Origin of the sequence: Proteiniborus ethanoligenes, from assembly GCF_900107485.1 — a bacterium.
In the GTDB taxonomy this organism is placed as follows: domain Bacteria; phylum Bacillota; class Clostridia; order Tissierellales; family Proteiniboraceae; genus Proteiniborus; species Proteiniborus ethanoligenes.
The window spans coordinates 35,312-62,271 of sequence record NZ_FNQE01000007.1; the positions used below are offsets into that span (position 1 = coordinate 35,312).

Annotated in this window: 26 protein-coding genes, 1 tRNA gene and 1 other annotated feature; of the genes, 7 read left to right on the forward strand and 20 right to left on the reverse strand. The window is 32.4% G+C overall.

Annotation, left to right across the window (positions count from 1 at the left end):
* Positions 1-132: 132 nt before the first annotated feature.
* Positions 133-3,234, reverse strand: coding sequence for an isoleucine--tRNA ligase (gene ileS / locus BLV37_RS04115; RefSeq protein ID WP_091727688.1), 3,102 nt, complete (start codon positions 3,232-3,234; stop codon positions 133-135).
* Positions 3,235-3,392: 158 nt separating this feature from the next.
* Positions 3,393-3,611, reverse strand: a binding site (T-box leader).
* Between the two features lie 64 nt (positions 3,612-3,675).
* Entirely contained in the window at positions 3,676-4,416 is a 741-nt protein-coding gene (locus BLV37_RS04120) for an HAD family hydrolase (protein WP_091727690.1), read from the reverse strand.
* A gap of 442 nt (positions 4,417-4,858) precedes the next feature.
* Between BLV37_RS04120 and BLV37_RS15415 the strand changes: the two genes are divergently transcribed.
* Positions 4,859-4,984, forward strand: a complete 126-nt coding sequence (locus tag BLV37_RS15415) for a hypothetical protein (RefSeq protein ID WP_280140109.1) — start codon at positions 4,859-4,861, stop codon at positions 4,982-4,984.
* Positions 4,985-5,013: 29 nt separating this feature from the next.
* Positions 5,014-5,136, forward strand: a complete 123-nt coding sequence (locus BLV37_RS15420) for a sporulation protein YjcZ (protein ID WP_143031479.1) — start codon at positions 5,014-5,016, stop codon at positions 5,134-5,136.
* A 109-nt stretch (positions 5,137-5,245) separates the two neighbouring features.
* On the opposite strand, the gene BLV37_RS04125 is transcribed toward BLV37_RS15420, so the two are convergent.
* From BLV37_RS04125 to BLV37_RS04150, 7 genes are all read right to left on the reverse strand, one after another.
* Positions 5,246-6,520, reverse strand: a complete 1,275-nt coding sequence (locus BLV37_RS04125; protein ID WP_091727693.1) for a TRAP transporter large permease — start codon at positions 6,518-6,520, stop codon at positions 5,246-5,248.
* Positions 6,520-6,993, reverse strand: coding sequence for a TRAP transporter small permease (locus tag BLV37_RS04130; RefSeq protein WP_091727695.1), 474 nt, complete (start codon positions 6,991-6,993; stop codon positions 6,520-6,522). The genes BLV37_RS04125 and BLV37_RS04130 overlap by 1 nt, the downstream gene beginning before the upstream one ends.
* An 86-nt stretch (positions 6,994-7,079) precedes the next feature.
* Positions 7,080-8,126, reverse strand: a complete 1,047-nt coding sequence (locus BLV37_RS04135) for a TRAP transporter substrate-binding protein (protein ID WP_091727698.1) — start codon at positions 8,124-8,126, stop codon at positions 7,080-7,082.
* Between the two features lie 216 nt (positions 8,127-8,342).
* Entirely contained in the window at positions 8,343-9,698 is a 1,356-nt protein-coding gene (locus tag BLV37_RS04140) for a sigma-54-dependent transcriptional regulator (RefSeq protein WP_091727701.1), read from the reverse strand.
* Positions 9,676-11,700, reverse strand: coding sequence for a transporter substrate-binding domain-containing protein (locus BLV37_RS04145; protein WP_091727704.1), 2,025 nt, complete (start codon positions 11,698-11,700; stop codon positions 9,676-9,678). The genes BLV37_RS04140 and BLV37_RS04145 overlap by 23 nt, the downstream gene beginning before the upstream one ends.
* A gap of 148 nt (positions 11,701-11,848) precedes the next feature.
* Complete coding sequence (locus BLV37_RS14980) at positions 11,849-11,998, reverse strand: hypothetical protein (RefSeq protein ID WP_176967867.1); 150 nt, start codon at positions 11,996-11,998, stop codon at positions 11,849-11,851.
* Positions 11,999-12,070: 72 nt separating this feature from the next.
* Positions 12,071-12,340: a hypothetical protein gene (locus BLV37_RS04150; RefSeq protein ID WP_091727707.1), complete on the reverse strand. Its 270-nt coding sequence runs from the start codon at positions 12,338-12,340 to the stop codon at positions 12,071-12,073.
* A gap of 176 nt (positions 12,341-12,516) precedes the next feature.
* Here BLV37_RS04150 and BLV37_RS04155 point away from each other — a divergent pair, with 176 nt between their 5' ends.
* Positions 12,517-14,148, forward strand: coding sequence for an MBL fold metallo-hydrolase RNA specificity domain-containing protein (locus BLV37_RS04155; RefSeq protein WP_091727710.1), 1,632 nt, complete (start codon positions 12,517-12,519; stop codon positions 14,146-14,148).
* A gap of 36 nt (positions 14,149-14,184) precedes the next feature.
* On the opposite strand, the gene BLV37_RS04160 is transcribed toward BLV37_RS04155, so the two are convergent.
* Both BLV37_RS04160 and BLV37_RS04165 read right to left on the reverse strand, forming a co-directional pair.
* Positions 14,185-15,120: an SPFH domain-containing protein gene (locus BLV37_RS04160; RefSeq protein ID WP_091727712.1), complete on the reverse strand. Its 936-nt coding sequence runs from the start codon at positions 15,118-15,120 to the stop codon at positions 14,185-14,187.
* Positions 15,105-15,578, reverse strand: coding sequence for an NfeD family protein (locus BLV37_RS04165; protein ID WP_091727714.1), 474 nt, complete (start codon positions 15,576-15,578; stop codon positions 15,105-15,107). The genes BLV37_RS04160 and BLV37_RS04165 overlap by 16 nt, the downstream gene beginning before the upstream one ends.
* Before the next feature lie 223 nt (positions 15,579-15,801).
* Between BLV37_RS04165 and BLV37_RS04170 the strand changes: the two genes are divergently transcribed.
* Positions 15,802-16,104 (forward strand): hypothetical protein, encoded by a 303-nt coding sequence (locus BLV37_RS04170; protein ID WP_091727717.1) that lies wholly within the window; start codon positions 15,802-15,804, stop codon positions 16,102-16,104.
* 139 nt (positions 16,105-16,243) lie between these two features.
* Here BLV37_RS04170 and BLV37_RS04175 read toward each other — a convergent pair whose 3' ends face one another.
* Positions 16,244-16,528: a hypothetical protein gene (locus BLV37_RS04175; RefSeq protein ID WP_091727719.1), complete on the reverse strand. Its 285-nt coding sequence runs from the start codon at positions 16,526-16,528 to the stop codon at positions 16,244-16,246.
* A 219-nt stretch (positions 16,529-16,747) separates the two neighbouring features.
* Between BLV37_RS04175 and BLV37_RS04180 the strand changes: the two genes are divergently transcribed.
* On the forward strand, positions 16,748-16,975 hold the full coding sequence (locus BLV37_RS04180; protein WP_091727721.1) for a hypothetical protein: 228 nt from the start codon (positions 16,748-16,750) through the stop codon (positions 16,973-16,975).
* A gap of 114 nt (positions 16,976-17,089) precedes the next feature.
* A tRNA-Lys gene (locus tag BLV37_RS04185) sits at positions 17,090-17,165 on the forward strand.
* Between the two features lie 211 nt (positions 17,166-17,376).
* Here BLV37_RS04185 and BLV37_RS14985 read toward each other — a convergent pair.
* From BLV37_RS14985 to BLV37_RS04210, 6 genes are all read right to left on the reverse strand, one after another.
* Entirely contained in the window at positions 17,377-17,553 is a 177-nt protein-coding gene (locus tag BLV37_RS14985; protein ID WP_176967868.1) for a hypothetical protein, read from the reverse strand.
* 33 nt (positions 17,554-17,586) lie between these two features.
* Positions 17,587-18,561, reverse strand: a complete 975-nt coding sequence (locus BLV37_RS04190) for an ABC transporter ATP-binding protein (protein ID WP_091727724.1) — start codon at positions 18,559-18,561, stop codon at positions 17,587-17,589.
* Positions 18,561-19,541, reverse strand: coding sequence for an ABC transporter ATP-binding protein (locus tag BLV37_RS04195; RefSeq protein ID WP_091727727.1), 981 nt, complete (start codon positions 19,539-19,541; stop codon positions 18,561-18,563). Before BLV37_RS04195 ends, BLV37_RS04190 begins: the two co-directional genes overlap by 1 nt.
* A gap of 5 nt (positions 19,542-19,546) precedes the next feature.
* Positions 19,547-20,464, reverse strand: a complete 918-nt coding sequence (gene opp4C / locus BLV37_RS04200; protein WP_091727730.1) for an oligopeptide ABC transporter permease — start codon at positions 20,462-20,464, stop codon at positions 19,547-19,549.
* Positions 20,465-20,477: 13 nt separating this feature from the next.
* Positions 20,478-21,458, reverse strand: coding sequence for an ABC transporter permease (locus tag BLV37_RS04205; protein ID WP_091727733.1), 981 nt, complete (start codon positions 21,456-21,458; stop codon positions 20,478-20,480).
* Between the two features lie 95 nt (positions 21,459-21,553).
* Positions 21,554-23,305, reverse strand: a complete 1,752-nt coding sequence (locus BLV37_RS04210) for an ABC transporter substrate-binding protein (protein WP_091727736.1) — start codon at positions 23,303-23,305, stop codon at positions 21,554-21,556.
* Between the two features lie 654 nt (positions 23,306-23,959).
* Between BLV37_RS04210 and BLV37_RS04215 the strand changes: the two genes are divergently transcribed.
* A complete protein-coding gene (locus tag BLV37_RS04215; protein ID WP_091727738.1) occupies positions 23,960-25,597 on the forward strand; it encodes an erythromycin esterase family protein in 1,638 nt (545 codons plus the stop codon).
* Positions 25,598-25,694: 97 nt separating this feature from the next.
* Here the strand turns inward: BLV37_RS04215 and BLV37_RS04220 are convergent, their stop codons facing one another.
* Positions 25,695-26,231, reverse strand: a complete 537-nt coding sequence (locus BLV37_RS04220; protein WP_091727741.1) for a GNAT family N-acetyltransferase — start codon at positions 26,229-26,231, stop codon at positions 25,695-25,697.
* 15 nt (positions 26,232-26,246) lie between these two features.
* Entirely contained in the window at positions 26,247-26,897 is a 651-nt protein-coding gene (locus BLV37_RS04225) for a TetR/AcrR family transcriptional regulator (protein WP_091727743.1), read from the reverse strand.
* Positions 26,898-26,960: the final 63 nt, after the last annotated feature.

A 26,960-nucleotide genomic window follows, 5' to 3' on the forward strand; every position in this document is an offset into this window, starting at 1 on the left:
TTACCTTTGTATCTATTGTACAAATGATTAATCTCATTTAAATGATTCATTGTGTTTTTTTCATAAACTAATGGGCTTAGAAAAAAATAACGCTAATATACTATAGTATTAGCGTCATTTTTTAAAATATTTTTATAGTTTTTCCAGCTTTAAGCCCGTTTCATGATCATTCAAATTATGTTTTTCAAAGCTATTATCCTGTACTTTTTCAATGCTCAAAGCTAATGTTTCTTTCATAATATATTCTCTGTAAATATTTACAGCCTTTTCTATTTCATCATCACCATGGTAATAGATTTTTATATTGTCCATCATTTCATATCCATTGTTTTTTCTCATCTGCTGCACCTTTGAAATAAACTCTCTAGCAAAGCCTTCATTTACCAGCTCTTCTGTTAATGTGGTATCTAATATTACAAAGTGATTATTTTCCATAGAGACTGTAAAGCCTTCTTTTGCTGTTATGGTAATCATTACAAGATCCTTTGTAACCTGGAAGTCCTCTCCTGAAATATTTAGGATTATACTTTCTCCAGCTTCTATTTTCGGAGCTACTACTGAACCGTCAAGCTCTATCAATGCTTTCCCAAAGTCTTTTATCTTTGGTCCTAGTATTGGACCTGCTACTTTAAAGTTAGGCTTTAAGCTAAAGTTCATATATTCGTTTAAGTCCTTAGCAAAAACTACTTCCTTAAGATTTAATTCTTCTTTAATCAATGGAACTAAGTCCTGGATTTCATCTTCATGCTTCCCATCTAGTAAAACCTTTTGTATTGGCTGACGAACCTTAATCCTAACAGATTCTCTAGCTGCTCTTCCTAAGCCTACCAAATCTCTTACAAGATCCATTTTATGCTCTATCTTAAGTTCTATATAGGCTTCATTAGCCACAGGATAATCGCTTAGATGAACTGATAATTCTCCTGTTAGGTTTCTGTATATTTCTTCAGAAATATATGGAGCAAAAGGAGCTATCATTTGGGATATACCAACTAGTATTTCAAAGGTTGTATTGTAAACAGCTTTTTTGTCATCTGTTAACTCTGCTTCCCAAAATCTTCTTCTTGAGCGTCTAATATACCAGTTAGATAAATCTTCATTTGCAAAATCCTGAATCTTTCTAACGGCCTTTGTTAAATCATAAGCCTCTAAATCTTCTTCTACTGCCTTTAATAAGCTATTGTATTTTGAAATAATCCATCTATCTAGCTCAGGTCTATCTTTAACCTCTATATGGAAATCCTTTGGATCTATTTCATCAGTATTTGCATATAATGTGAAGAAATTATATACATTCTTAATTGTTCCAAAGAATTTGCTCAGTACTTCCTTAAGTCCATCCTCGTCAAATTTTGTTGGTGTCCAGGCAGGAGATACATAAAGGAGATACCATCTCAATGCATCTGCACCATACTTATCAAATAATTCAAATGGATCTACAGTATTTCCCCTTGACTTAGACATTTTCTTTCCTTCTTTATCTAATATCAAGTCATTTACTAAAACTCTTTTATAAGGTGATTTACCTGTTACAAATGTGGATATGGCTAAAAGTGAATAGAACCAGCCCCTAGTTTGATCGATACCTTCGCAGATGAAATCTGCTGGGAATAGCTCATGAAAATTATCCTTGTTTTCAAATGGATAATGATGCTGTGCAAAAGGCATTGACCCGCTATCAAACCAGCAATCTATAACATCTAATACCCTTGTCATAGTACCGCCACATTTATCACATTTAATATGAACATCATCTACATATGGTCTGTGTAATTCTATGCTTTCGTCAATATTTTCTATAGCTCTTTCAACTAGCTCTTTTCTTGAGCCTATGCTATCTATGTGTCCACAATCGCATCTCCATATATTTAAAGGTGTTCCCCAGTATCTGCTTCTAGATATTGCCCAGTCATTTAGATTCTCTAGCCAGTTTCCAAAGCGTTTTTCACCTACATAGTCTGGGTACCATTTAACTGAATTGTTATTTTCTATAAGCTTATCTTTAAGCTTTGTCATCTCTATATACCAGCTTGGCTTAGCATAGTATAATAGTGGTGTTTTACATCTCCAGCAATGTGGATAATTATGTGCCAGTTTTTCTTTTTTAAATAGTTTACCTTCGCTGTGAAGCCATTTAATTATCTCTATGTCTGCATCCATTACAAACATACCCTTCCATGGTGTATCCACGTATTTTCCGTCTTCATTAACAGGCTGTAATACTGGAAGGTTATATCTTTTACCCGTATTGTAATCGTCCTCTCCAAAGGCAGGAGCGGTATGAACTATACCAGTACCATCTTCAGTAGTTACATAATCAGCAACAGTAATAAAGAAGGCTTTTTTATCTGCTTTGACAAATGGCATTAGCTGCTCATACTCTATATATTCTAGCTCTTTACCATTAACCTCTTCTAATACTTCAAATTCCTGATCTCCAAAAACTTTTTTTGCTAATGTTTTTTCAACATAGTATATTGTTTCTTCTGATTTTACCTTTAAATATGTGGCATCTGGACTCACTGTAAGAGCAACGTTTGATGCTAGTGTCCAAGGTGTTGTTGTCCATACAAGAAAATATTCGTCTAAGTCTTTTCTCTTAAATTTAACTATTACTGTATTAGATTTAATTTCCTCGTAGCCTTGAGCCACCTCATGGGAGGCTAAACCAGTACCACATCTTGAGCAATATGGTAGTATTTTATGCCCTTCGTAAATTAAGCCTTCCTTGAAAAATTTGTCTAGTATCCACCATACAGATTCGATATAATTATTGTCTAATGTTATATATGGGTTATCTAAGTCGATTTCATAAGCCATTCTCTTTGTCATTTCTCTCCAAAGACTTTCATACTTAAATACTGATTCTCTACACTTTTCATTAAACTGGGCTAGACCGAAGTTTTCTATATCTTGCTTGTTATTGAGCCTAAGCTCTTTTTCTACTTCAATCTCTACAGGTAGTCCGTGAGTATCCCACCCAGCTTTTCTTTTAACTTGAAATCCTTTCATAGTCATGTATCTACATACTGAATCCTTTAATGTTCTAGAGATAACATGGTGTATTCCAGGCCTACCATTAGCTGTTGGAGGTCCTTCATAAAACACAAAGGGCTTGCTCCCATTTCTGTTTTCCACTGATTTAGTTAAAATATCAATCTCTTCCCAAAAATTAGAAATCACTTTTTCGTTTTGAGCTATTGACAAATTAGATAGTTCTTTAAACTTTTGCATTTTTTCACCCTTTCATTTTTTAAACAATAGTTTAACGATTGTTTAACGATTGTTTAACTACTGCTCAACTCCTGTTAAACCATCGCTAAACAAGACATACTTTTACTTACGAACAGTATGACAAAGCAATACATAATAATAAGTCCCTAGGTCAAAAACCTAGGGACGATTATAAACCGTGTTACCACCCAAATTATAGGAAAGCAAGGCTAACCTATCTCTCATTGCAATTTAACGCATTTAACGTAATGCCTTACTCCCTTTCAGGCATTAAGCTCCTAGGTGATATTAATAAAGGCTTTTACAATAATCTCTCACCAATGATTATCTCTCTGTATGCAAAGCTCCTTTACTACTGTCCTCATCATAGCTTTTGTATATAGTTTATAACAATTATATCAATATTTAATAATATACCATATTATCAATATTTGTCAATAGCTAATCATATAGACCCCTAACTATCTCTACATCTGGGTTCAGCTTATAAACAATATCCTTTCTTTCTACTATTATAGTAGTTTTATTTGACAGGTCTGGATCATTTTTTATACAGTTAAATAGGTCTCTATTTGGATTGATAGCTACTGGGTTACCTACCATGCGGAGCATGGACAAATCTCCCTTAGTATCTCCATAGGCAAAGCTATTTGGTAAATCCACATCGTATTTTTCTACGAATTCATCTATAACCCTTTGCTTGTTTTCTGAATCCCACATTCTTAGTATTTCACCTGTAAAATTGTTTTTTTCATCAACCTCATAGATTGTACCTTTAAATTCAGTTACCCCATATTTTTCAGCCATTTTGGATACTAGAAAATCTGGACTGCCAGATATGAAAAAAACCTTATGACCTTGTTTTTTATGCCAATCTATTCTAGTTCTAGAGTATTTATATACCTTATCACCATTTAGATTAATTACCTGACTAGCAATGAATTCTATATAAGATTTATTAACACCTTTTAATTCCTTAATATAGACAGCCGCAAGCTCCTCTAAATAATCCTCAAAATCTCCGAATCTTTTTTCCCACTCATCATAAGTGTGTTTTACACTGCTATGCCATATTAAAGGATCTATTACCTCGTATTTTAACATTTTTTTAAAATGCTGAATCATCAGTGAGTTCCTATAAAGAGTACCATCAATGTCGAAAAAAGCAGCTACATTACCCATGCTAATCACCCCTCGTATTTCTGTAAGTATAGATTATTAATACTATATTATATTCCTATAATTATGTAAATACAAATAATTATTGTTTCTTATATACCCAATATATTCATAAAAATCATTTTTTCTCTTGTATTCATAACAAAGTATGTTTTTAAAAATACATTTTCTTTTATTGTAAAAAATATTCCATATCCCTTTCACCAAAAAAACTACATTTCATATAATGTAGTAACAAATAAAATGTTTTCCTCATTAATCTAAAGGAGGCTTTAGTATGTCTGAAGTAGATAAACAAAAATGTGGCTGCCATGGTGGAATAGATATATGGTGGATAATCATTATTATCTTTATCTTCTTCCTCTGCAGCGATGATTGTAGGTTTGGTAAGTGGTAATAGTTAAAATTACATTTTATTAATTATTTTAATAAAGGAGGTTATTACATGACAGATGCAGCTAGCAAACAAGGATGTGGCTTTTTTGATGGAGAAATAATTTGGTTAATTATTATAATCTTAATTATTTTCTTCTGCTTCTCAGGTTCAAATTGTGGATTTGGTAAATGGTAATTTGCAAATAAAATAAAGGAGGATTTCCTATGGTAGAAAGTAATTGGGGACGTGAGTGTGGCGGAATGGGAAGCGAATTATTATTTTTCTTCCTAATATTAGTCATTCTATTCTGTTCTTGTGGTAGCGGAAGAGGATTTGGTAAGTTTTAATCATAAAATACACACTTATATATATTAACAGAATATAAAAACCATTAAAGGAGAGAGGTAATTCTCTCTTCTTTAATGGTTTTTGGGGGTAGGGTGTGTTCTTTTAAATTTATTTAAGCACTGATGGCAACCATAAGGATATTTGAGGAATAAAGGTTATGATAGCCATAGTGATTAAGCTCAAAATAATAAACGGTACTACGCCTCTAATTATTTTACTTATTGATAAATCAGATATGCCAGTAGCCACAAAGAGATTTAGTCCAAATGGTGGCGTAAACATGCCTATAGCGCCATTAACTACCATAATAATCCCTAAATGTACTGGGTCTATACCAAAGCTTAGTGCCAGTGGAAGGAATAATGGAGCTAATATTGTAGTTGATGATGCAGGGTCTATAAACATACCTACTATTAGAAGTATTGCATTTATCATAAGAAGTATTGCAACCTTTGAATTGCTTATACTCATTAGAGCTTCTGCTAAGGCTTGAGGTACTTGCTGTCTAGTGAGTATCCAGCTAAATACAGAGGCAGCTGCTAAAAGTATCATAACTTGCGCTGTACCTACTGCTGAATTTATAGTCTCGTTTATTAAACCTTTAAAATCTAAATCCCTATAAACGAATATAGATATAAAAATTGAATATACTGCAGCCACTGCTGCTGCTTCAGTAGGAGTGAAAATTCCTCCATAAATTCCCCCCAGAATAAGAACTGGTATGCCTAATGCCCATACTGCATCTACAAAGGCCAACCAAATCTCTCTTAAGCTAGCTTTTTTTTCTGTTTGGAGTTTGTTTTTCTTAGCATAATAATAGCTATATAACATAAAAACTGCACCGTATACTATTCCAGGTCCTAAGCCTGCCATGAAAAGCTCTCCAACTGAAACTCCTGTTACTGAGCCATAAACAATCATACCTATACTTGGCGGAATAATAACTGCTACTGCTGCACTAGAAGTTATAAGTCCTACTGAAAAGTCTTCCCCATAATGGGCTTCCTTTAAAGCTGGGAGCATAAGAGCTCCTATAGCAATAACAGTTGCTGGTGAAGAGCCTGAAACAGCTCCAAAGAACATACAGGAAAGTACAACTGTCATGGCAAGTCCACCTTTTTTATGTCCAATCAAAGCCTTTGCAAAGTTCAGTATTCTTTTAGATAGTCCACCACCATTCATTACATTTGCTGCAAGTATGAAAAATGGAACTGCCATAAGAGAAAACTTATCTATACCTGCAAACATACGTTGAGGTAAAATTTCTAATGGAATATTTGTGAAAAATGCAATTGCTACTACTGTTGATAGGGCTAAAGCTATATAAACTTGAACGCTTCCCATAAGAAGCACCATAAGAATAGCAAATAATACTAGTGTCATTATTCCTCAACCTCCCTTAAAGCCTTTACAGAGGAGATTATCTCTTGAATATATCTAATCCCCATTAAGACTCCACCTACTGGCATAGCAGCATATACATAGGCCATAGGAAGTTCTAGTGTGGAGCTAAGCTGTTTAGTTTCAATTACCCTCATTGTTATTAAAAAAGATTGATGTGTAAATATAACCGTAAAAATAATTGCAATAAGGTATACAATTAATGATAAAATTTTCTTTCCTTTTTGAGATAGAATCATAGTTATAGCATCTACTCCTATATGAGCTCCTTTGTATATACATACACTTGAGCCAATAAAAGTAACCCATACTATCCCATATCTTGCAACCTCTTCTGCCCACTCAAAGGAAAGTCCAAAAATTCTTAACACTACATTTATGAACAATATAAAAGTAATTGCCAATAGTAGAGTGCCAATAAGATACTGCTCAATTTTTCGTAATATATTATCCATTGTTGATTCTGGCCTCCTTAAGCTATGGTTTATATATGAGGAAAATTAGATAATACAATCTAATTTTCCTCATATTATAGGGGGTACTACTTACTTAATTTTTCTATTTCCGAATAAACCTTATTTAATATCTCATCGCCAAATAGCTTTACATATTCTTGATGAACTGAAAGTGTAGCTTCTTTAAGAGCTTCTCTTTCAGCCTCTGTTAGCTCAACTATACTTGTGCCTGATGCTTTAATAGTTTCAAGATATTTAACTTCTTCATCCTGTACTGCTTGTCTTTGCCATTTTGCTATTTCTCTTCCCTTTGTATAAAGAATTTCTTGAATATCTTCTGGTAATTTATTGAACCAATCACTACCAAATATTAATACGTGACCTAAGTATGCATGCTCACTAAGCATTAAATATTTTTGAACCTCATAAAACTTCATGTTTTCAATAGTAACTAAAGGATTCTCTTGTCCTTCTACAACTCCTAGCTGAAGAGAGTTGTAAAGCTCACCAAAGTCTATAGGTACTGGATTAGCTCCTAGTGACTTGAATTGAGCCATAATTATTGGACTTTCCATTGTTCTAAACTTAACACCTTTGAAATCATCTAAAGTTCTAGTTTCTTTATTTGCAGTAAAATGCTTAAATCCATCTTCGTAGAAAGCTACACCTTTTATTTTTTGCTTGTCTAATATATTTAGTAACTCAGTACCTATTTCTCCATCCATTAAGTCATAAGCTATTTCTCTAGTAGGGAAAAGGAATGGCAGGTCAAACAATTGAAGTTCTGGAGCAAAGCCACTTATTCTTGCTGTAGGAACTAGAGCAATTTCTTGTGTTCCCATTTGAAGTCCTTCAAACATTTCTCTTGCACTACCTAATTGACCAGCTGGGAAAAGGTTTACTTTTACTCTGCCATTAGTTGCCGCTTCAACTTCTTCCTTAAACTTTATTGCAGCTTTGTGATGTGGAGTTTCTGGCATGAATCCATGACCATAATTTATTTCAATAACCTCTTTAGGATCAACCTTCTGTTCATTTGAAGGCGTGCTGCTTCCATTTGAACAGCCAACTAAATAAATATTAAGAATTAGTACAGAAATTAATAACAATGCTATTTTTCTAGTTTTTTTCATAAAACGTTTTCCTCCTCTATATAATTAAAATTTAGTTAAAGCAATAATAAAATCTAAAAATCCTTATTGCACCTCCTTTGCTTACTATATTAACTATGCAAAAGCGATGCCAAAAATAAACTTGTCGATTTTTAGGTTAATATAATAATTCCTTAGATTTATTATCACATAATACTACCTGCAAAAATTGCAAGTATGCAAAATTTGCAGGTAGTATTAATTACCCTTTTCGTATTCTTTAATTTTATAATGAAGATTTCTTTCACTTATATTTAAGCATTCAGCTGTTTGCCTACGGTTCCCATTAAAATATTTCAGTGTATTCAAAATCAGCTTTTTTTCTGCTTCCTTTAGAGTTGTTCCCATATTTATGACCATGAACTCGTCACTTTCTATTATTATCTTGCTTTGTCTATACTTTAATGGCAAATCATCTAATGTTATTAGTTCCTCATCAGATAAAGCTACCAGTCTTTCTATAAGATTCTCAAGCTCCCTTACATTTCCCGGGTAATTATAAGATTCAAGTGCTTTTACTACAGCTTTTTCAAATCCTTTAATACTTTTATTTAATTTTTTATTATATTTTTTTAAAAAATAATCTAAAAATATAGGTATATCTCCTTTACGTTCTCTTAGAGGTGGGAGCTTTATAGTTATTACATTTAGTCTATAATACAAATCCTCTCTAAACCTGCCAGCATTTACTTCTTCCTCTAAGTCCTTATTAGTGGCTGCAATTATTCTAACATCTACATGAACTCCCTTTTCTCCGCCTAAGGGTACAACCTGCATATCTTCTACTACTCTCAATATTTTAGCTTGTAGCTGCAGATCCATCTCTCCTATTTCATCTAAAAACAATGTACCCTTATGTGCTAGCTGAATTTTCCCTAGCTTCTTTTTTTCTGCTCCAGTAAAGGCTCCTTTTTCGTATCCAAACAACTCACTTTCCAGTAAATTGCTTGGTATAGCTGCACAGTTAACTACTTGAAAATTTTCATCCCTTCTTATACCTTGAAAGTGTAGGGCCTTAGCAATTAAATCCTTTCCTGTTCCACTTTCCCCTGTTATCAAAACAGTTGAATCTATATCCTTTATTTTAATTACTCGTTTCAATACTTGCTGCAATGCTTCAGATTGCCCTATTATTCCTTCTATTCCATATTCTCTATTTACAACTTCCTTCAAATTAGTTAGGGAGCCACTTAACTTTTTATATTCTAGGGCCTTTTGGATATAAATCAATAATTCCTCCATATCTAGTGGCTTTGTAATATAGTGAAAGGCTCCTTCCTTAATAGCATTTACCGAAGATTTAATGCTCCCAAAGGCAGTCATTATAATTACCTGGATATCATCATTAATGCTCTTAATGGTTTTTAATACTTCAATACCATCCACATTTCCTAGCTTTAAGTCTAATAGAATAACGTCTACAATGTTTGAAGAAACTATTTCATATGCCTTTTCTACTTCTTGGGTACTAAAGACTTCGTATTCATCTTCTAAAGCAAAGGTCAATGAATCACAAATAGATATTTCATCATCAATTATCAAAATCTTGTTCATTGTATCCCCCCTCCTCTGCATCTTCCTCAAAATTGTTTTTAAATACAAGCTCTATTGTGGTACCTATATTTTCTTTACTTCTAATATTAATTTGACCATTGTTTTCCTTAACATATTGATAGCAAATGGATAAGCCCAACCCCGTGCCATCTGCCTTTGTAGTAAAGAATGGCTCAAACAGATTATCCATATCTTCCTCTGAAATACCTTTACCGTTATCAACAATTTCCATAATGATTTTATCTTCATCCTGTTTTATACTAAAGGATATTTCTCCACTTTCTTCTATTGATTCAATACTATTGATAAGCAAATTGATTATTATTTGCCTTATCTGCTGCTTGTCTGCATAAATATTTACATTGTCTTCAATATTATATTTTAGAATTATACCTTTTTTATCTAGCTCAGCAGTAAACAGCTCAACGGTTTGAACTATAATATCCTTTAAATAGAAAGCTTCCTTTTTCATTTTTTTAGGCTTTGAATAATCAATTAAGTCTGATAAAAGAGAATTTAATCTTGTAATTTCAGCAGGTACCTGCTGTGTCATCTTTTCTCTAAAATCCTTATTATCATATTTAATAGGCATTAGTTCAATATATGTTTTTATTGAGGTCAAAGGATTCCTGATTTCATGTGCAATACCCGCAACAAGTCTTCCTAATGATTGCATTTTATCTTTTTCTGCCAGTTTGTTTCTTAGCATTATTACTTCTGTAATATCTCTATAAGTCAATACTGCACCTATATGAACATCCTCATCTCCCTTTAAAGGAGAAAGAGTGTAAGAAAAGGTAATATTTCTATGGTTGTGGTAAAAGGTCTTTTCTTCTAATGAATATACTGTTCCAAAAGTAATGCAATCTTTTAACTTTTCCATATCAAAATATTCGTCTAAGCCTATTTCATTGTATTTCCTGCCTAATGCCCCTGTTTTCTTAATCCCTATTAAGGATTCAGAATTTTTATTTATAGTTGTAATAGTTCCATCTTTGTCAAATGTTATAAGTCCGTTGCCTAAGCTATCTAGTACCTGTTCTTTAAATCTATTGCTTTCATTTATCATTAGCTGTTTAGCTTCTAATTCTTTATTTATCATTTCTAGCTCGTGAGTTCTTTTCTCTACTTCTCTCTTCAATACAAGATTTAGCCTAGTAATAAATAGGATAATTAGTATGGTCAAAAGTATAATAAAAGAAAGAAAATAAAGAGTATATTTTAAGCTTTTCCACTCAGGCTTTATTTCTTTTCCGAACCATTTTTCATAAATCTTTTGATAGGTTCCGTTTTTCTTTAGGTTTTCTAGTCCAATATTAGCCTCTTTAACAAGCTGTTGATTCCCTTTTTTAAAGGCTATTCCATAAGGAGTTTGATTTAATTCGTATCCTACTATTTTAATTTTATCTTCTATTCTTTTTTTCTGTATATTATATAATCCTGTTAATCTATTTCCTACTACTGCATCTACATCATTATTGATTAGCTTTGAAAATGCTTCATCTAGATCTGAGAAAAATACTACTTCTATTTCTCCAATTTCTGCTAAGGTATAAGCAGCAAAATCACTTCTCTGTACTGCCACTCTTCTACCCTTTAAATCTTCTAAACCAAATATAATTGAATTATCCTTTTTTACAAAGCAGACTTGTGAATTTACAAGATATTCGTTTGAAAAATCATATATTTCGGCCCTATTTTCGTTAAAGCTCATTCCCTGTATAGCATCAATTTCCCCATTAATTAGTGCTGCATGAGCTCCCATCCAGTCCATGGGAACTAGCTTTATCTCTACTCCTAGTTCAATTGCTAAAGCTCTCATTAAGTCTACATTGAATCCTCTGTATTCTCCATCATCATCAATAAACTCATATGGTGGATAATTTTTGTCGCCTGCGATTATAAGCACATCCTTGTCATCATTAATAGCAACCGACGCTGCCATACTAAATATAGTTATCAAAATAAGGAGCATAGTTATTATTCTTATAATATTTTTCAATAGATATCTCCTCTCTTATCTATTATTTAAATACGCCTATATATTTCATTCTACATTTTTCAACTTTTTCCTTTGTGTAGTTTTTAGGAAAAATAGAAAAAGACTCATTTTTTAATGAGTCTCTATTTGGAAAAACTATTTTGAAGCCCTATGCATTTATTTTTAAAGGCATGCCTAAGCTTTTATTTCTTTTAATATGATTAGTATCTTTGTCTATTATTCTAATCCTTCTGGATTTGTTGTCATCTATATAGGCAATAACCGCTTTAATTATTTCTATTTCTCTTTTAGTAAGCATACGAATTCACCTTCCTGCTAAGGGATTAAGCTATCATTTATGGATTAGACGAAAACTAGTTAAAAAAGTTCCTTAATTATGACTTTCTAGTTGTAGGTTTCTGCGTTTAATATTCCTTGTACTAATATCTGAGTAATTGAAAAATTTCACCTGCATAGCTGATAATATGGAGTCTTTTTTAAAATTCCTTATGGCACCTTTTTCTAAGTCAATAGCTTTTATTATATTATTGTCAATTTTAAATACCTTTATTCTTCTTTGTGTTATATCCATACCCTTCATGTATATAATGTCTATAGGCTTGTGCTTTTCTAGTGAATAATTAATGACATTATCTATCATACTCTCACCTCACAGTTAACCTTTGATTTTATTTTATCAGAACATACGTTCGTTGTAAAGCGTGAAAATATATTTGAATTTATTATAAAATCATTCAATGACAAAATATAGTTGTGATATAATAAGGATAATACTTCAAATATTTAAACAATTCTAATAGTACAAGGGGGATAACTATGAAAATTCAGTTTTTGGGTGCTGCTAGGGTAGTAACTGGTTCTTGTTTTTTATTGACGACTTCAAGCTATAAAATACTTATAGACTGTGGTCTATTTCAAGGAAGTAATAGTCTTGAAAAGCTAAATTATGAGGAATTTCAGTTTAACCCTGCTGAAATAGATTTTTTGATTTTAAGCCATGCCCATATAGATCATAGTGGTAGAATTCCAAAGCTAGTCAAGGAAGGCTTTGAAGGTCAAATAATATGTACTCAAGCAACTAGTGACCTATGTGAGCTAATGCTAGTAGATAGTGGGCATATACAAGAAGCTGATGCTAAATGGGAAAACAAAAAAAGAAATAGAGCTGGAAAACCATTAGTTGAGCCTTTATATACTGCCAAAGATGCCACTGCAAGCTTAAGATATTTTAAGCCTGTATTATATAATCAGAAAATCCATATTAACGATGAAGTGTCAGTTAGATTTAAAGATGCTGGACATATACTAGGATCTTCAATTGTAGAACTTTGGATAATGGAAAAAGGCAAATGGGTTAAATTAGTTTTCTCTGGCGATTTAGGCTTACCTAATAAACCTATAATAAAAGACCCTGAGTTTATTGAAGAGGCAGATTATCTGATAGTAGAATCTACTTATGGAAATAGAGAGCATGAAAATATAGAAGATAGAGTAAATGATCTAACTAATATAATTAATACTACTGTTACAAGAGGTGGTACCGTTATAATTCCTTCTTTTGCTGTTGGTAGAACTCAAGAACTTATTTACGAGCTTAATAAATACTACGAATATAATAACGATATTGAAACCTTTATGAGAATTCCAATATATATTGATAGTCCTATGGCTGTATCTGCTACTAAAATCTTTCAAAATAACTCCTACTGCTTTAATGAGGAAGCAAAGAAGCTAATATTAAAAGGTGACAATCCATTTGAATTTGCTAATCTTCACTATATAAGCTCACAAGAAGAATCTATGAGATTAAATAGCTATACATTTCCTAAGGTTATTATCTCAGCTAGTGGAATGTGTAATGCCGGAAGAATACGCCACCATCTTAAATACAACCTTTGGAAAAAATCTAATAGCTTAGTATTTGTAGGATATCAAGCGGAGGGTACCTTAGGCAGAAGATTGAAGGATGGAGAAAAAAATGTAAAGATATTAGGAGATCAAATAGCAGTAGAAGCTGAAGTTCATAGTATAGAAGGTTTTTCTGGCCATACTGACAGAAGAGGTCTGATTAATTGGATAAAAGGCTTTAATAAAATTCCTAAACATATTTTTATAGTTCATGGGGAAGATGAGTCTTCATTAGGCTTAGCAGAAGCAATAAAAGATAATTTTAGCATAAATCCTATAATCCCTAATATGAACACAGTATATGAATTAGATACAGATTTGATAGAGGATAGCACCTTTGATTTGGTAGAAACTATTAAGCTAAGAGATAATATTAAGTCAGAGCTACAGCAAGTATATGATCAATTTGAGGGTCTTGTAACTAAAACAGAAAAGATGATAGATGAAGAAACTCTCAAAAAAGATTATAACCTACTTAAAAATAATCTTATAGATCTTCAAAAGAAACTGATGGATTTAAATATATTAATTAGTGAATAGTAAATAACTAAGGACACCTAATGGTGTCCTTAAATCTTATTTTTCATTATCAGTATTCATTATTTCCTTTAATGAAGTAGCTAATCCAGCTAGGTTTTGAATTTCAGAAGGTATAATGATTTTTGTAGCCTTACCATCTGCCACCTTTGCAAGTGTTTCTAAGCTCTTAAGTGAAATTACAGATTGATCTGCTCCAGCACCCTTAATCATCTTTAATCCTTCAGCAGTTGCTTGTTGAACCTTTAAAATAGCCTCAGCCTGACCTTCTGCTTCTCTAACAGCTGCTTCTTTCTTAGCCTCTGCCCTTAATATTGCAGCCTGCTTTTCAGCTTCAGCTTCGAGAATTGCAGATTCTTTTCTTCCTTCTGATACTAGGATTGCAGATTTCTTTTCCCCTTCTGCCCTTAGTATAGCTTCTCTTCTTTCTCTTTCTGCCTTCATTTGTCTTTCCATTGCATCCTGAATCTCTCTTGGTGGAATTATGTTCTTTAATTCAACTCTATTTACTTTAATTCCCCAAGGATCAGTTGCAACATCTAGTATAGAGCGCATTTTAGTGTTGATAGTGTCACGGCTAGTTAATGTCTCATCTAGCTCTAAATCACCTATTATATTTCTTAATGTAGTAGCAGTAAGATTTTCTATAGCCGCCATTGGATATTCAACTCCATATGTGAATAGCTTTGGATCAGTTATTTGGAAAAACACCACTGTGTCTATCTGCATAGTTACATTGTCCTTAGTGATAACAGGCTGTGGTGGAAAATCTGCAACTTGCTCTTTTAAGGAAACTTTTTTTGCAATTCTATCTATTAGAGGTATTTTAACATGAAGACCTACTTTCCATGTATCCTGATATGCTCCAAGTCTTTCAACTACAAAAGCATAAGCCTGTGGTACTATTCTAATATTAGTGATTATTAACAACAACGCAATAAAAGCTAAAATAATTAACGCTATAAAACCTGGCATTCTAACTCCTCCCCTTTATTTATTTTTTGAACAACTAGTTTTACACCCTGTATGTCTAATATTTCTATTTGTGTCCCTTCATCTATCTTCTCATTATAGGCAGTTTTTGCAGACCATATCTGCCCTCCTACATTTACTTGACCAGTACCTTGTATATTGTCTATATTTTCTATTACAATTCCTGTTTTTCCCTTTAGGGTATCAGCATTAGTTTTAGTATGCCCTATTTTCAAAAACTTTTGTGCAATTGGTCTTGTAAAGTAAAGCAGTATTCCAGATGATAATAAGAATGCAAGTATTTGGACTATTAACGGTGCATCAAATGCTGCAAAAATCCAAGCTACTAATGCGCCTAATGCAAACCATATGGTTGCAATTCCTAATGTAACTGCTTCAATAATACCAAAGGCTACAGCTAATATTAGCCATAACATAGTATTAGTTAGCTGGAAATCCATATATATTCCCCCTTTCAACTCAATATGGATATTAAAATTAATCCTATATTAATAATATACCACATTTTCACCTGTTTAAATACACATTGCTAAAATATTAACTACTTTCATGAAAAAAAATCAAAATTATCAATTATTTATAATATATATAAACACTTTTATTGCAGATAATAATATATGTAAGTGAACAACTTACTAAAACTATAATTGGAGGTTTGAGCTTATGAAAAATTCTATGGGTAGAGTTCCAAGCTTGAAAAATTCTAGTTCTGTAAGTTATAAGGAGCTACAAAATACAAATCAAAAGTTAAGCTCTAATTCAAGCACAATGTCAGGATTATATACAGGTTTGACTTCAAGTACTATGCCAAATCTGAATAATTCTATGAATAGCTTTACTACAGGGATGACTTCTGGCACAGTGCCAAGTCTTACTAATTCTACCTCAATAGATCAATACGAAAAGCAAAAAGTAAAAGAAAAAATTCAAAACTCTAATAGCTCAAACTCTAATAGACTTTATTAATAAGGCTTTTGTGAAAGTCTATAGTCAAAAAGCCTTTGTCAAAACTCACTCTAGGAAAATTCTATACAAATAGTAGTCCTTCCTATGAGTAAAAAATACTCTTCTAGCCCTCTAGCTTCTTAGAGGGCTTCAATTTTGTCTAAAATGCTGAGCATGCAGCAAGGAGAATTCCTAATAATATACTAATGCCTATTATAATAAGTGCAGCTTTGCCATAATTTTTTATATTTTTATTACCTGAACCAAAGGCCATAACAAGAACTGCAATAATATTTATTATTGGGATTCCTGTTAGTATTAGTACCATAACCCATGTCCCCATTGAAACAACATCATCGCTGTCTCCACTACTTCCACTATAATAATTTGGTTTATGATGGTCATTAGAATATTTTCCTGGATCATAATAATTATTAAATTCCATTTTGTACTCCTCCCTCAAAAAACTTCCTCATTATTTCTTATTCTATATTATTATAAATATTCCCTCCTAAAATCAGTATCTTTTATTTATGCTATTCAAAATACGTATATGATATTAGTTTATCTCTTTCTAAAAATACTTTATAATAATATAAAATATGTGATATTATGAAATGAGATTAAACTATGTTTGCTCTGTTTAAAATTGGAGGTTTTTCACATGATAAAAGATGAGCAATTAACCCTATTTCCCTTAATGGAAAGGGCTAAAAATGTTAAGACAAAAAGTATCCCTAAAAATGTTACTTTGAAGCGTGGACAGCTTTGGTGTCCATATTGTAGTAATGTAGTAATATTTGTTAAGGACAAAAGGTTAAATGTCAAAAGATGCCCTTTTTGTGGGATTTCTGATAATGACTTTTGGGTTAAAAAGGTTAATGAAATATAGAATAACCTATGGAACTCATAAAGGAATAATTTGCATGTGTTTTTTTGTAAAAAATACTACTATTCTATAGACAACATCTTATAATAGTAGTATAATATTTTCTATAATTATTTTGCATCTTTAGCTCAGTTGGTAGAGCAACTGACTCTTAATCAGTGGGCCCAGGGTTCGAGTCCCTGAAGATGCACCAATTTTATGATACGAGTACTGTAAGACCATGTTAAATCAAGACTTTCAGAATTATATCTGGAAGTCTTTTATTATTTTATCCCTACCTTGCATTCTTGATATTATTGGTAATTTAAATTGTTTTCAAAAAACAATAGTTTATAAGCAAGAAAAAAGGAGGTTATGCCTCCTTTCTATTCTATTTATATTTTTTAAGTTTTATTATATATGTTCTAAAATATAATCCAAACTATTAAAGCAATTAGTGCAAATACACCTATAAGAGCTGGGACCATATAAAAGCTAAGAGCTATTGCTATAGCTAAAAAATCTCCTTTTTCCAGCCTTACATCTTTTTTGCTTTCATCTAGTTCAACTTTTTTAAATAATTCTTTTTTTTTCTTAAACATATTAACTCACTTTCCTTTGATAAGATATATATATTATATCTCACCAGCGAAATGACATGCAACAAAATGTTCAGGTTTAATCTCCTTATATTCAGGAACTTGCTCTTTACATATATCTTTTGCATATACACATCTTGTATGGAACTTACAACCAGTCGGAACATTTACGTTACTTGGAATTTCTCCAATAATTGGCTCCATCTTTCTAATGTTTGTTGGGTCTGCTACCGGAATAGCAGAAAGCAATGCACGTGTATATGGATGTAGTGGATCTGAATACAGAGTATGCTTATCAGCTAACTCAATAATAGAACCTAAATACATAACACCTATTCTATCACTAATATGTTTAACAACGGATAAATCATGTGATATAAATAAATATGAAAGTCCCATTTTTTCTTGCAAATCCATCATTAGATTTAATATCTGTGATTGTATAGAAACGTCCAAGGCTGATACTGGCTCATCACAAACGATAAACTCAGGGTTAAGTGCTAATGCCCTTGCAATACCAATTCTCTGTCTTTGACCACCTGAGAATTGATGAGGATATCTGTAAATGTGGTAGTCTGATAGCCCACAATTTTCAACTACTTGTAAAACTCTAGCATTAAATTCTGCTCCTTTTTTAACCATTCCATGAGCTAGCATAGCCTCACCAACTATAGTGCTAACATTCATCCTTGGATTTAAGGAGCTATAAGGATCCTGAAAAATAATTTGCATTTTTCTTCTTAAATTTTTTAATTCCTGTCCTTTTAATCCTGCAATATCTATACCGTCATATATGATTTCACCTTCAGTTGGCTCATATAATCTAGCTATTGTTCTTCCCAGAGTGGATTTTCCACAACCAGACTCACCAACAAGCCCTAATGTTTCACCTCTGCGAATATATAAGGATACTCCATCAACTGCTTTAACATGTCCTATGGTTTTTTTGAAAAAACCACCTTGTACAGGGAAATATTTCTTTACATCTCTTACTTCTAATAATTTATCCATTACATATCTCCCCCCTCTTTCGAGTATAAGAAGCAGCTAGCAGTATGCTCACTATTTATATCGTAAGTGCTAGGCTGCTTTTTAAGACATATATCCATTGCATGCTTACATCTAGGAGCAAAATAGCATCCTTCTGGTAATTCAAATGGATTTGGTACAACACCATCTATACTATTAAGTCTCGATTTTTCTTCTTTTAAATCAGGAATAGATGCTAACAAACCTTGTGTATAAGGGTGCTTAGGATTTTTAAACAACTCCACAACGGGAGCAGACTCTACAACTTTTCCTGAATACATTACTAAAACATGATGAGCCATTTGAGCTACAACACCCAAATCATGAGTAATCAGCATTATAGCAGTATTTGTTTCTCTTTGCAGATCATTCATCAAGGATAAAATCTGCGCCTGAATAGTAACGTCTAATGCAGTTGTTGGCTCATCTGCAATTAATATCTTTGGATCACAAGCAAGGGCCATAGCTATCATAACTCTCTGTCTCATACCACCTGATAATTGGTGTGGATAATCAGTTGCTACCTTTTCAGCCCTTGGAATTCCTACTAGTTTTAGAAGTTCAACTGATTTTTCATAAGCTTCTTCTTTTTTCATGTTTTGATGTAGCATTAAAGATTCGGAAATTTGATCTCTTATTCTAAATACTGGGTTTAATGATGTCATAGGCTCTTGGAATATCATAGATATTTCATTACCCCTATAATGTCTCATCTTAGCTGGGTCTACACCAACTAACTCTTCTCCATTAAATTTAATGGAACCACTAACGATTTTACCTGGTCTTTCTATTAAGTTTAAAATACTCATGGCATTAATACTTTTGCCACATCCAGATTCTCCAACTATGCCTAAGGTTTGGCCTTCCCTCATAGTATAAGATACACCATCTACTGCCTTTACTGTACCTTTGTCAGTAAAGAAATATGTGGCAAGATCTTTAACTTCTAATATGTTTTTCATATTCTCTACCTACTTTCCTTAGGATCAAAGGCATCTCTTAGCCCTTCACCCAATAAATTTATACTAACAACGGTAAGCATTATCATTGCTCCTGGTGGAATCCATAACCAAGGCATGGTAGTAAATACTTTTGTGTTTCTTGCTCTTTCAACCATATTTCCCCAAGTAGGAACTGGTGGTGCAACACCTAGGCCTAAAAATGAAAGTCCTGCTTCAGTTAATATAGCTCCAGCCATACCTAGGGTAGCACTGATTATAATAAACGCTAATGTATTAGGTAGTAAATGACGTACTATCTTAGAAGTAGCTGAAAGCCCTAGAGCTTCTGTAGCTTGCATAAACTCTTGCTCTCTTAAGGATAATATTTGACCTCTAACTATACGGGCTAAGCCAGGCCAGCTTAATATACCTATAAGAAACATAACAGCAAACATTTTCTTCTCAGAGGAGACCTTAAACATTAATGCTGCAGATATTGATATTACAGTAGGTGTAAATGGAATAGCATTAACTATTTCAGCAAACCTCATGAGGAAGTTATCTATTCTCCCACCATAGTATCCTGCTATACCTCCAACTAATGAGCCTAAAATTACTGTTACTCCTGCTGCCATAAGACCAACCATTATAGAAATTCTACCACCTAAAAATATTCTTAAGAAAACATCTCTGCCTTGTTCATCTGTACCTAGCCAGTGTTGTTTAGAAGGTGGTTGGTTTTTGTTGTCAAGTTCAAACTCTGACATTTGATATGGCGAAAGCATTGGAACAATTATTACTGATAATGCAATTATAATGAATAGTATTGCTCCAGCTACTGCAACTTTATTTTTTCTAAATCTTTCCCAAGCTAGTTGCCAAGGTCCTACAGCCTTTGATTTGATTTTTATGTTTTTATCTAAATCATCTACTTTTACAGACATATCACCATACCTCCTATTCTACCTTGACTCTAGGATCTACCAATGCATATGATACATCTGCCAGCAAATTGCCTGTTACAGTCAATATTGCATAGAAAACATTGGCAGCCATAAGCATAGAGAAGTCTCTATCACCAATTGATTTGAATAATATGTTACCAATTCCTGGCCAAATAAATACTGTTTCTAGTAGTATTGAACCACCAAACAAACCAGGTAGGTACATACCTAATAGTGTAACAATAGGTAAAAGTGCATTTCTAAATGCATGCTTATAAATAACAACCTTTTCAGTAAGTCCTTTTGATCTAGCTGTTCTAATATAATCTTGGTTAATTACCTCAACTACAGAGTTTCTTACATATCTTGTAAGGCTTGCTAAGCTTGAAATAGTCAATACGGTAACAGGCAATATCATGTGCTTTAAAACGTCTAATATCTCTGCCCATTTACTTGGGTATCCCTTTGCAGCAAGCAGAACAGTTCTCATACCATTTAAAGGTATCCATTTAATAGGGACTGCTATAAAAAATATAAGTATAAGTGCAAAGAAAAAGGACGGCATAGAAACCCCTGTTAATGAAAATACTGTCCAGAAATTGTCAAACAAACCATATTTTTTAACTGCTGACCTTATGCCTACAGGAATAGCAATAGCAAAAGCCAACGTCATAGCCACTACATTTAACAGGAAGGAATTCCATATAAACGTGCCTATAACCTCATTTACAGGCTTCCTATATTTAAGCGATGTCCCAAAATCTCCTGTAAGTGTTCTACCTAACCACTTTAAATATCTAACAGGTGCAGGCTGGTCTAATCCTAATTTTGCTCTCATCATCTGCTGTTGTTCAACAGTTACTGCAGAGCCTTCTCCTAAATATGCATTAACAGGATCTCCTGGCATCTGCTCTAGAATCGTGAATATTACTATTGAAATAATTATTAGTACAGGTATTAGGTGCAATAATCTACGTCCAATATATTTTAACATGCCTTCACTCCTTCCTTTAGTTGTAAATATAGAATGAAATAGTAGAGGCAGCTATGGAGGCTGCCTCTATATTAATTATTTTAATGATTAATAGTCTATTCTGCTACTTTTGCATCCTTTAATGCAGCTACCCAGTTATATAGTGAGCTTGTTGTGAAATTAGTTAATTTTGCATCGTATAGGTCAAAGTATGTGTTAACATATACTGGCATCATAACAGCTTCTTCGTTTAATATCTTAACTACTTCTTGGTAAACTGGTTTAGCTTCTTCTATATCCATTATAGTCTTACCTTTGTCAAGTAGTTCGTCTACCTTAGGATTCTTATATCTAGATGTATTGTCTTTTCCACTTCCTACATAGTCTGAATGGAATGATGAATATAGAGTATGTGGATCTGGAGAATTTATTGAAGTAGCTAAGAAGAATAAGCTCCATTTGTCATAGTTAGCATCTGAGTTATAGATTACATAGTCAAGTATAGTGTTGAACTCTAGGTATGCAATATTAAGCTTAACTCCTAATCCTTTACCCCAGTCTCTTTCCCACATAGGGATTAATGTAGCTAATATATCATGGTCTGGCATTGCAGCTATGTTCATTTCCATAACTTTACCATCTTTTTCACGGAAGCCTTGTGAATTTAATTTCCAGCCAGCTTCTTCTAGAAGTGTTTTAGCTTTTTCAAGATCAAAGTCATAGTTGTTTAATTCAGCTTTAATCTTGTCATCTAATGCCCATGAAATTTGTGAAAATGGATGAGCTTGAGTTCCAGCTATAACGATGCCTGTTTCTTCATCTTTAAAGTAGCTGTTTACAAACTCTTCTCTATTGAATGCATAGTATAGAGCTTGACGAACTTTAGGATCTGCTGTTGGTCCCCACTCACAGTTTAGCTTAACATATCCGTATCCACTTCTAGGATATGAGTTAAATTGCTTACCAGCGTTTTTAGCTTGGTTAATTTTGTCTGGCTCAATCATACCAGCTAATAAATCTACTTCGCCAGTAGTTAATTCAACTATATCAGTAGTTTGGTCAACGAATTTAAGGATAATATCTTTGATTAAGTATCCTTCTCCTACATAATTTTCATTACGAGTTAAAGATACGAATTCTTTTTCTTGGAATAATTCAACTTTGTATGGTCCTGAACCCATTACATCACCAGTAATTGCTTCAACACCAGCTGTGTTGTTATAAGCAAAGTCTTTACCATAGTGATGTCTTGGCATTGCTGGATAACCACAGTTAGCAAAGTTAGTTCTTAATGGTAATTCAAAGTTAAACTCAACAGTGTAATCATCTAGTGCTTTAGCGCCTTCGAATACCTCTGTTTTTCCTTCAACATAGTCTGTATAGCCCTTCATGTCTTTAACAGCTGCTCCGTATCTTCCTGTGTAGGATGGGTCAGCTAACACTTGGTAAGCAAATACTATGTCATGCGCAGTTACAGGAGTTCCGTCTGAGAACTTTTTGTCTTGACGCATTTTGAAAGTAATAGTTGTATCATTGTTTGAGTATTCCCATGACTCAGCTAGTACACCTTCGTATTCCCCATCGAAGTTTCTAGCAATAAGTCCTTCAAATACCATATCTACTACGTATCCATCATAAGCTGATGAATAATATAGTGGGTTAAAGTTACCTGATGCTTCAGTAATACCTACAACTAAAGTACCACTTGGTTCTTCTACTACTACTGGATCTTCTGTTTTTTCACCAGTATCAGCTGGTTGATCATTTTTTGGTTGATCAACTGGTTGCTCTTTTGGTGTACAGCCAACTAAAAATGCTGAAAATGCTAATGTTAGCACTAGTAAAAAGATAATACTTTTTTTCATCATTCTTTTTTTTCCCCCTTATATAAATTATTATTATTTTAAAAGTGATATGATATATCATACCTCTTCTAAAAGCCAATTATATGTATTGTTGAATATGATAATACATAAGGCTAACAAAAAGCAAGTCCTTTTATTGAATAATATATTTTATCATATACTATTCTATATAATTTAAAATTATGTTTCTCAAATAGTGTTTATAACTACTTGTCCACGGAAATGCTTTGTTTACATTCTAATATATATTTTTGAAAATTTCAACTTATTTTTAGCAAAAAAACAGAAACATAGGATTAAACACTGATATTGACTATGTTCTTATCCTTTCAACAACTAAGCCTAATAATTATATATAATATTATATTATTTTTATTGAATAGTCAATCAATTCTGCTTTCTTATCGTATGCATGTATTATTACCCTCATTTTTGGCAATTGTTAATAATCTGTAACAAGTTAACAAGGTATTTTAATTAGATATTCTATTAGTCTACACTCTAAAAGTCAATTCTTTTATTCTATCTTTTATATTTTGGTTGAATATAATTAAGTATGCTATATAATTATATTCTAAAGACAAGCTAGGTATTCGTTTATATGTGCATGATTTGGTGCAGGGGGAAGTAATGTGATAAAAGATAGGGGGTAATAATTTGAACAACAATAGAAAACTAACTATGTTATTAACTTTTGCTTTGTCTATAGCCATCATATTCTCTAACTTTGGGTTAATTAAAGCTTATGGAGCTAGTGATTTAAATGGAGATTTAAAAGAAAGTCTTATTTCTATAGAGACTACAAAATCTGAAGATTATATGGAGGATCTTAAACCTCTGAAGGAGGTACTGAAGGATAAAAAAGTAATTGGTATAGGTGAATCTACCTTAGGGTCAAAGGAATTTGTTGAGATTAAGCATCGTTTAGCTCAATTCTTGGTTGAGGAAATGGATTTTAGATTATTTGCTATAGACGCAGAATTTGCAGATGTTAAGGTGGTAAATGATTATATTTTAAACGGTAATGGGAGTAAGGATGATGTTCTTTGGGCATTGAGACATTTTATATGGTCTACCTCAAAGGTAGAAGGAGATATTTCAATAATTGAACCCTATGCTTATTTGGCATCCTGGACTACAAGGGAAATGTGGGATATGATTGAATGGATGAAAACATATAACCATAATGCCTTAGATGATGCCAAGATAAAGTTTTATGGCATAGACATGGAACTACCTGAAAACAGTATTGATGATTTATTTGAATACTTGTACATTGTAGATGCTGGAGCAGGATCAAAATATAGCAGAAGATTATCAGATTTAGTCTCTATTCATGGATTTAATTTTAAGCATCCTCAGCATAGACCAATAGGCTTGTTTTCAGGCATGATGGAGGAACTATCTAAAGAGTTTAAAGCCAACAAACAACAATATATTAATGCTTCTTCGGAAACAGAGTATATTATTGCTAATCAGGATTTAAATTCTATTTTGCAATGGATTGACTATAGGGGCACAAACTTAAATTCTGGAGCAAATGAAGCTCTAAGCCGCCGAAGCTATCATATGGCTGAAAATATAAAATGGATACTCGATTTTGAAGAGCAGTTCCATAATCAGCAGATTGTAATACTATCACACAATAGCCATATATCTAAGAAGGTCAACAATTATAAATCTTTAGGAGAACACCTTAATAATATATATGAAGATAAATATTATGCTATAGGTCTTGATTTTTATGAAGGAAGATTTAGGGCTTTCCCTGTTAATTTATGGGGTACTCCTATATCTCATTATCTTGCAAAATTCAACATAAATTCATCATCAAAGAATACATTGGCATATAATTTAGAAAAAACAGGCTTACCTATTTCTTTTTTAGATTTTAATACTGCTTCAAAGAATGAAAATATACTTAAGCTTTTATCCAAGGAGCAATCAATACATAATATTGGTATTATGTATCCTGGAAAATATGTTCCATCTAAATATGTTCCTGAGCTCTCCAATCCTTTTTCTAATGTAGTGCCTTTAGAAGCTTATAATGGCTTTTTATTTGTTAAGACAATATCTGAGACTACTGGTGTTTATGATTTAAGAGATACAAGAGTAGAAGATGGTGATAATGAATTAGTTAGTCATTACTTACATATAGTCTTTGGCCAAATATATTTTTTAATAGGGGTTATCATAGTTGTATTATTGATAATTTTATTCGTTAGAAGGAAAATCAAAGTCAAAAAATCAGGTCGAGGTGCAAGATATCCTAATTCTAGTAGATGGGATTAGTTTATATTAATAAAAAGTATGATAGGAGAAATGCAGGGAATAGATTGTACAATCTATATCCTGCATTTCCTTTAGCTAATAGGAAAGTTTACTTTTATCATATTGATTTAATGTAATTTTCTCTTAGAATAGCCATTACTATTTCATCATGGTACTCCCCATTTCTATATACTGCTTGCTTCATTCTACCTTCTTCAATAAAACCATTTTTCTTATATGAGCTAATAGCTCTTTCATTAAATGAAAAAACAAAAAGCTGAATTCTATTAATATTCATCTGATTAAATATAAAATGGATTAAAAGTCTCATGGCTTCTGTTCCATAGCCCTTATCTCTAAAGTCCCTATCACCAATATAAATACCCACTGTGGCAATACTGTTTTTCCAATCAATTTTGTTTATCCCACAGCCACCTATATAAAGACCTGTCTCTATATCTTCTATGGAAAAGTTATAGGTATCCTTCATTTCAATCTGGCTCTCAAACCATTGCCTTTCTCTTTCTAAAGTCATTGGATATGGTATTCCAGGACTTAGATTAAGTAATACTTCTGGATCTGACATATATTCATATGCTCGCTCTACATCCTCCATTTTCAAACCTCTCAACTTCACTTTTTTGCCTACAAACATATTTCCACCCCTAATTTAGTAAAATCTATCTTCTACATCTTTAGTATATCTTTTTTTAAGCTTGATACCATCCTTAAATAAGTTTATTATACCATCTAAATATTCCATAGTTTTACTAAAATCACAGTTTACTTCATTTATATAGTATTCTAATATAGACATACTTAAGTGAATAAGTAAAAATACACGTTTTTTTTCATCAGCTTCAGCATCTATATCTTTGTTTTCTATACCCTTTAAAATTAATTTTTCAAATACTTCTCTGTATTTTTGATTACTCTTTAGTATTTCTCCATTAAATTCAGCTGGGCTGCACTTTGTATAATTATGTATTACTGTGGAAAATTTTGAGGATTCTAATGCGAAATTTATCTCTGCCGTATAAAGCTCTTTTAAGGAACTAAAAAAATCATTATACTTCATATTTTCAATAGCATCTAACATAAATAGGAGCTTTTTACTATAGGCCTCTTCAATTATATATCCATATAAATCCTTTTTATCTTCAAAGTATTGATAAAAGCTTCCTTTAGCTATTTCTGCTCTCTCTACTATTCTATTGATGCTTGCATTTTCATATGAATAATTTACAAACTCTTCTAGAGCTACTTCTATTATTTTTTCCATTTTGTTTTTGGGTAAATTAAAAAATGTGTTCTTTGGCAATTTAACTCCCCCTTTTTATATAAATGATTTATGACCTATCAGTCATATCATAGCACAATTCAA

Bases quoted from the DNA above. Each gene is read 5' to 3' on its own strand.
- ileS (WP_091727688.1), bottom strand. From the start codon at position 3,234: ATGCAAAAGTTTAAAGAACTATCTAATTTGTCAATAGCTCAAAACGAA.
- BLV37_RS04120 (WP_091727690.1), bottom strand. From the start codon at position 4,416: ATGGGTAATGTAGCTGCTTTTTTCGACATTGATGGTACTCTTTATAGG.
- BLV37_RS15415 (WP_280140109.1), top strand. From the start codon at position 4,859: ATGACAGATGCAGCTAGCAAACAAGGATGTGGCTTTTTTGATGGAGAA.
- BLV37_RS15420 (WP_143031479.1), top strand. From the start codon at position 5,014: ATGGTAGAAAGTAATTGGGGACGTGAGTGTGGCGGAATGGGAAGCGAA.
- BLV37_RS04125 (WP_091727693.1), bottom strand. From the start codon at position 6,520: ATGACACTAGTATTATTTGCTATTCTTATGGTGCTTCTTATGGGAAGC.
- BLV37_RS04130 (WP_091727695.1), bottom strand. From the start codon at position 6,993: ATGGATAATATATTACGAAAAATTGAGCAGTATCTTATTGGCACTCTA.
- BLV37_RS04135 (WP_091727698.1), bottom strand. From the start codon at position 8,126: ATGAAAAAAACTAGAAAAATAGCATTGTTATTAATTTCTGTACTAATT.
- BLV37_RS04140 (WP_091727701.1), bottom strand. From the start codon at position 9,698: ATGAACAAGATTTTGATAATTGATGATGAAATATCTATTTGTGATTCA.
- BLV37_RS14980 (WP_176967867.1), bottom strand. From the start codon at position 11,998: ATGCTTACTAAAAGAGAAATAGAAATAATTAAAGCGGTTATTGCCTAT.
- BLV37_RS04150 (WP_091727707.1), bottom strand. From the start codon at position 12,340: ATGATAGATAATGTCATTAATTATTCACTAGAAAAGCACAAGCCTATA.
- BLV37_RS04155 (WP_091727710.1), top strand. From the start codon at position 12,517: ATGAAAATTCAGTTTTTGGGTGCTGCTAGGGTAGTAACTGGTTCTTGT.
- BLV37_RS04160 (WP_091727712.1), bottom strand. From the start codon at position 15,120: ATGCCAGGTTTTATAGCGTTAATTATTTTAGCTTTTATTGCGTTGTTG.
- BLV37_RS04165 (WP_091727714.1), bottom strand. From the start codon at position 15,578: ATGGATTTCCAGCTAACTAATACTATGTTATGGCTAATATTAGCTGTA.
- BLV37_RS04170 (WP_091727717.1), top strand. From the start codon at position 15,802: ATGAAAAATTCTATGGGTAGAGTTCCAAGCTTGAAAAATTCTAGTTCT.
- BLV37_RS04175 (WP_091727719.1), bottom strand. From the start codon at position 16,528: ATGGAATTTAATAATTATTATGATCCAGGAAAATATTCTAATGACCAT.
- BLV37_RS04180 (WP_091727721.1), top strand. From the start codon at position 16,748: ATGATAAAAGATGAGCAATTAACCCTATTTCCCTTAATGGAAAGGGCT.
- BLV37_RS14985 (WP_176967868.1), bottom strand. From the start codon at position 17,553: ATGTTTAAGAAAAAAAAAGAATTATTTAAAAAAGTTGAACTAGATGAA.
- BLV37_RS04190 (WP_091727724.1), bottom strand. From the start codon at position 18,561: ATGGATAAATTATTAGAAGTAAGAGATGTAAAGAAATATTTCCCTGTA.
- BLV37_RS04195 (WP_091727727.1), bottom strand. From the start codon at position 19,541: ATGAAAAACATATTAGAAGTTAAAGATCTTGCCACATATTTCTTTACT.
- opp4C (WP_091727730.1), bottom strand. From the start codon at position 20,464: ATGTCTGTAAAAGTAGATGATTTAGATAAAAACATAAAAATCAAATCA.
- BLV37_RS04205 (WP_091727733.1), bottom strand. From the start codon at position 21,458: ATGTTAAAATATATTGGACGTAGATTATTGCACCTAATACCTGTACTA.
- BLV37_RS04210 (WP_091727736.1), bottom strand. From the start codon at position 23,305: ATGATGAAAAAAAGTATTATCTTTTTACTAGTGCTAACATTAGCATTT.
- BLV37_RS04220 (WP_091727741.1), bottom strand. From the start codon at position 26,231: ATGTTTGTAGGCAAAAAAGTGAAGTTGAGAGGTTTGAAAATGGAGGAT.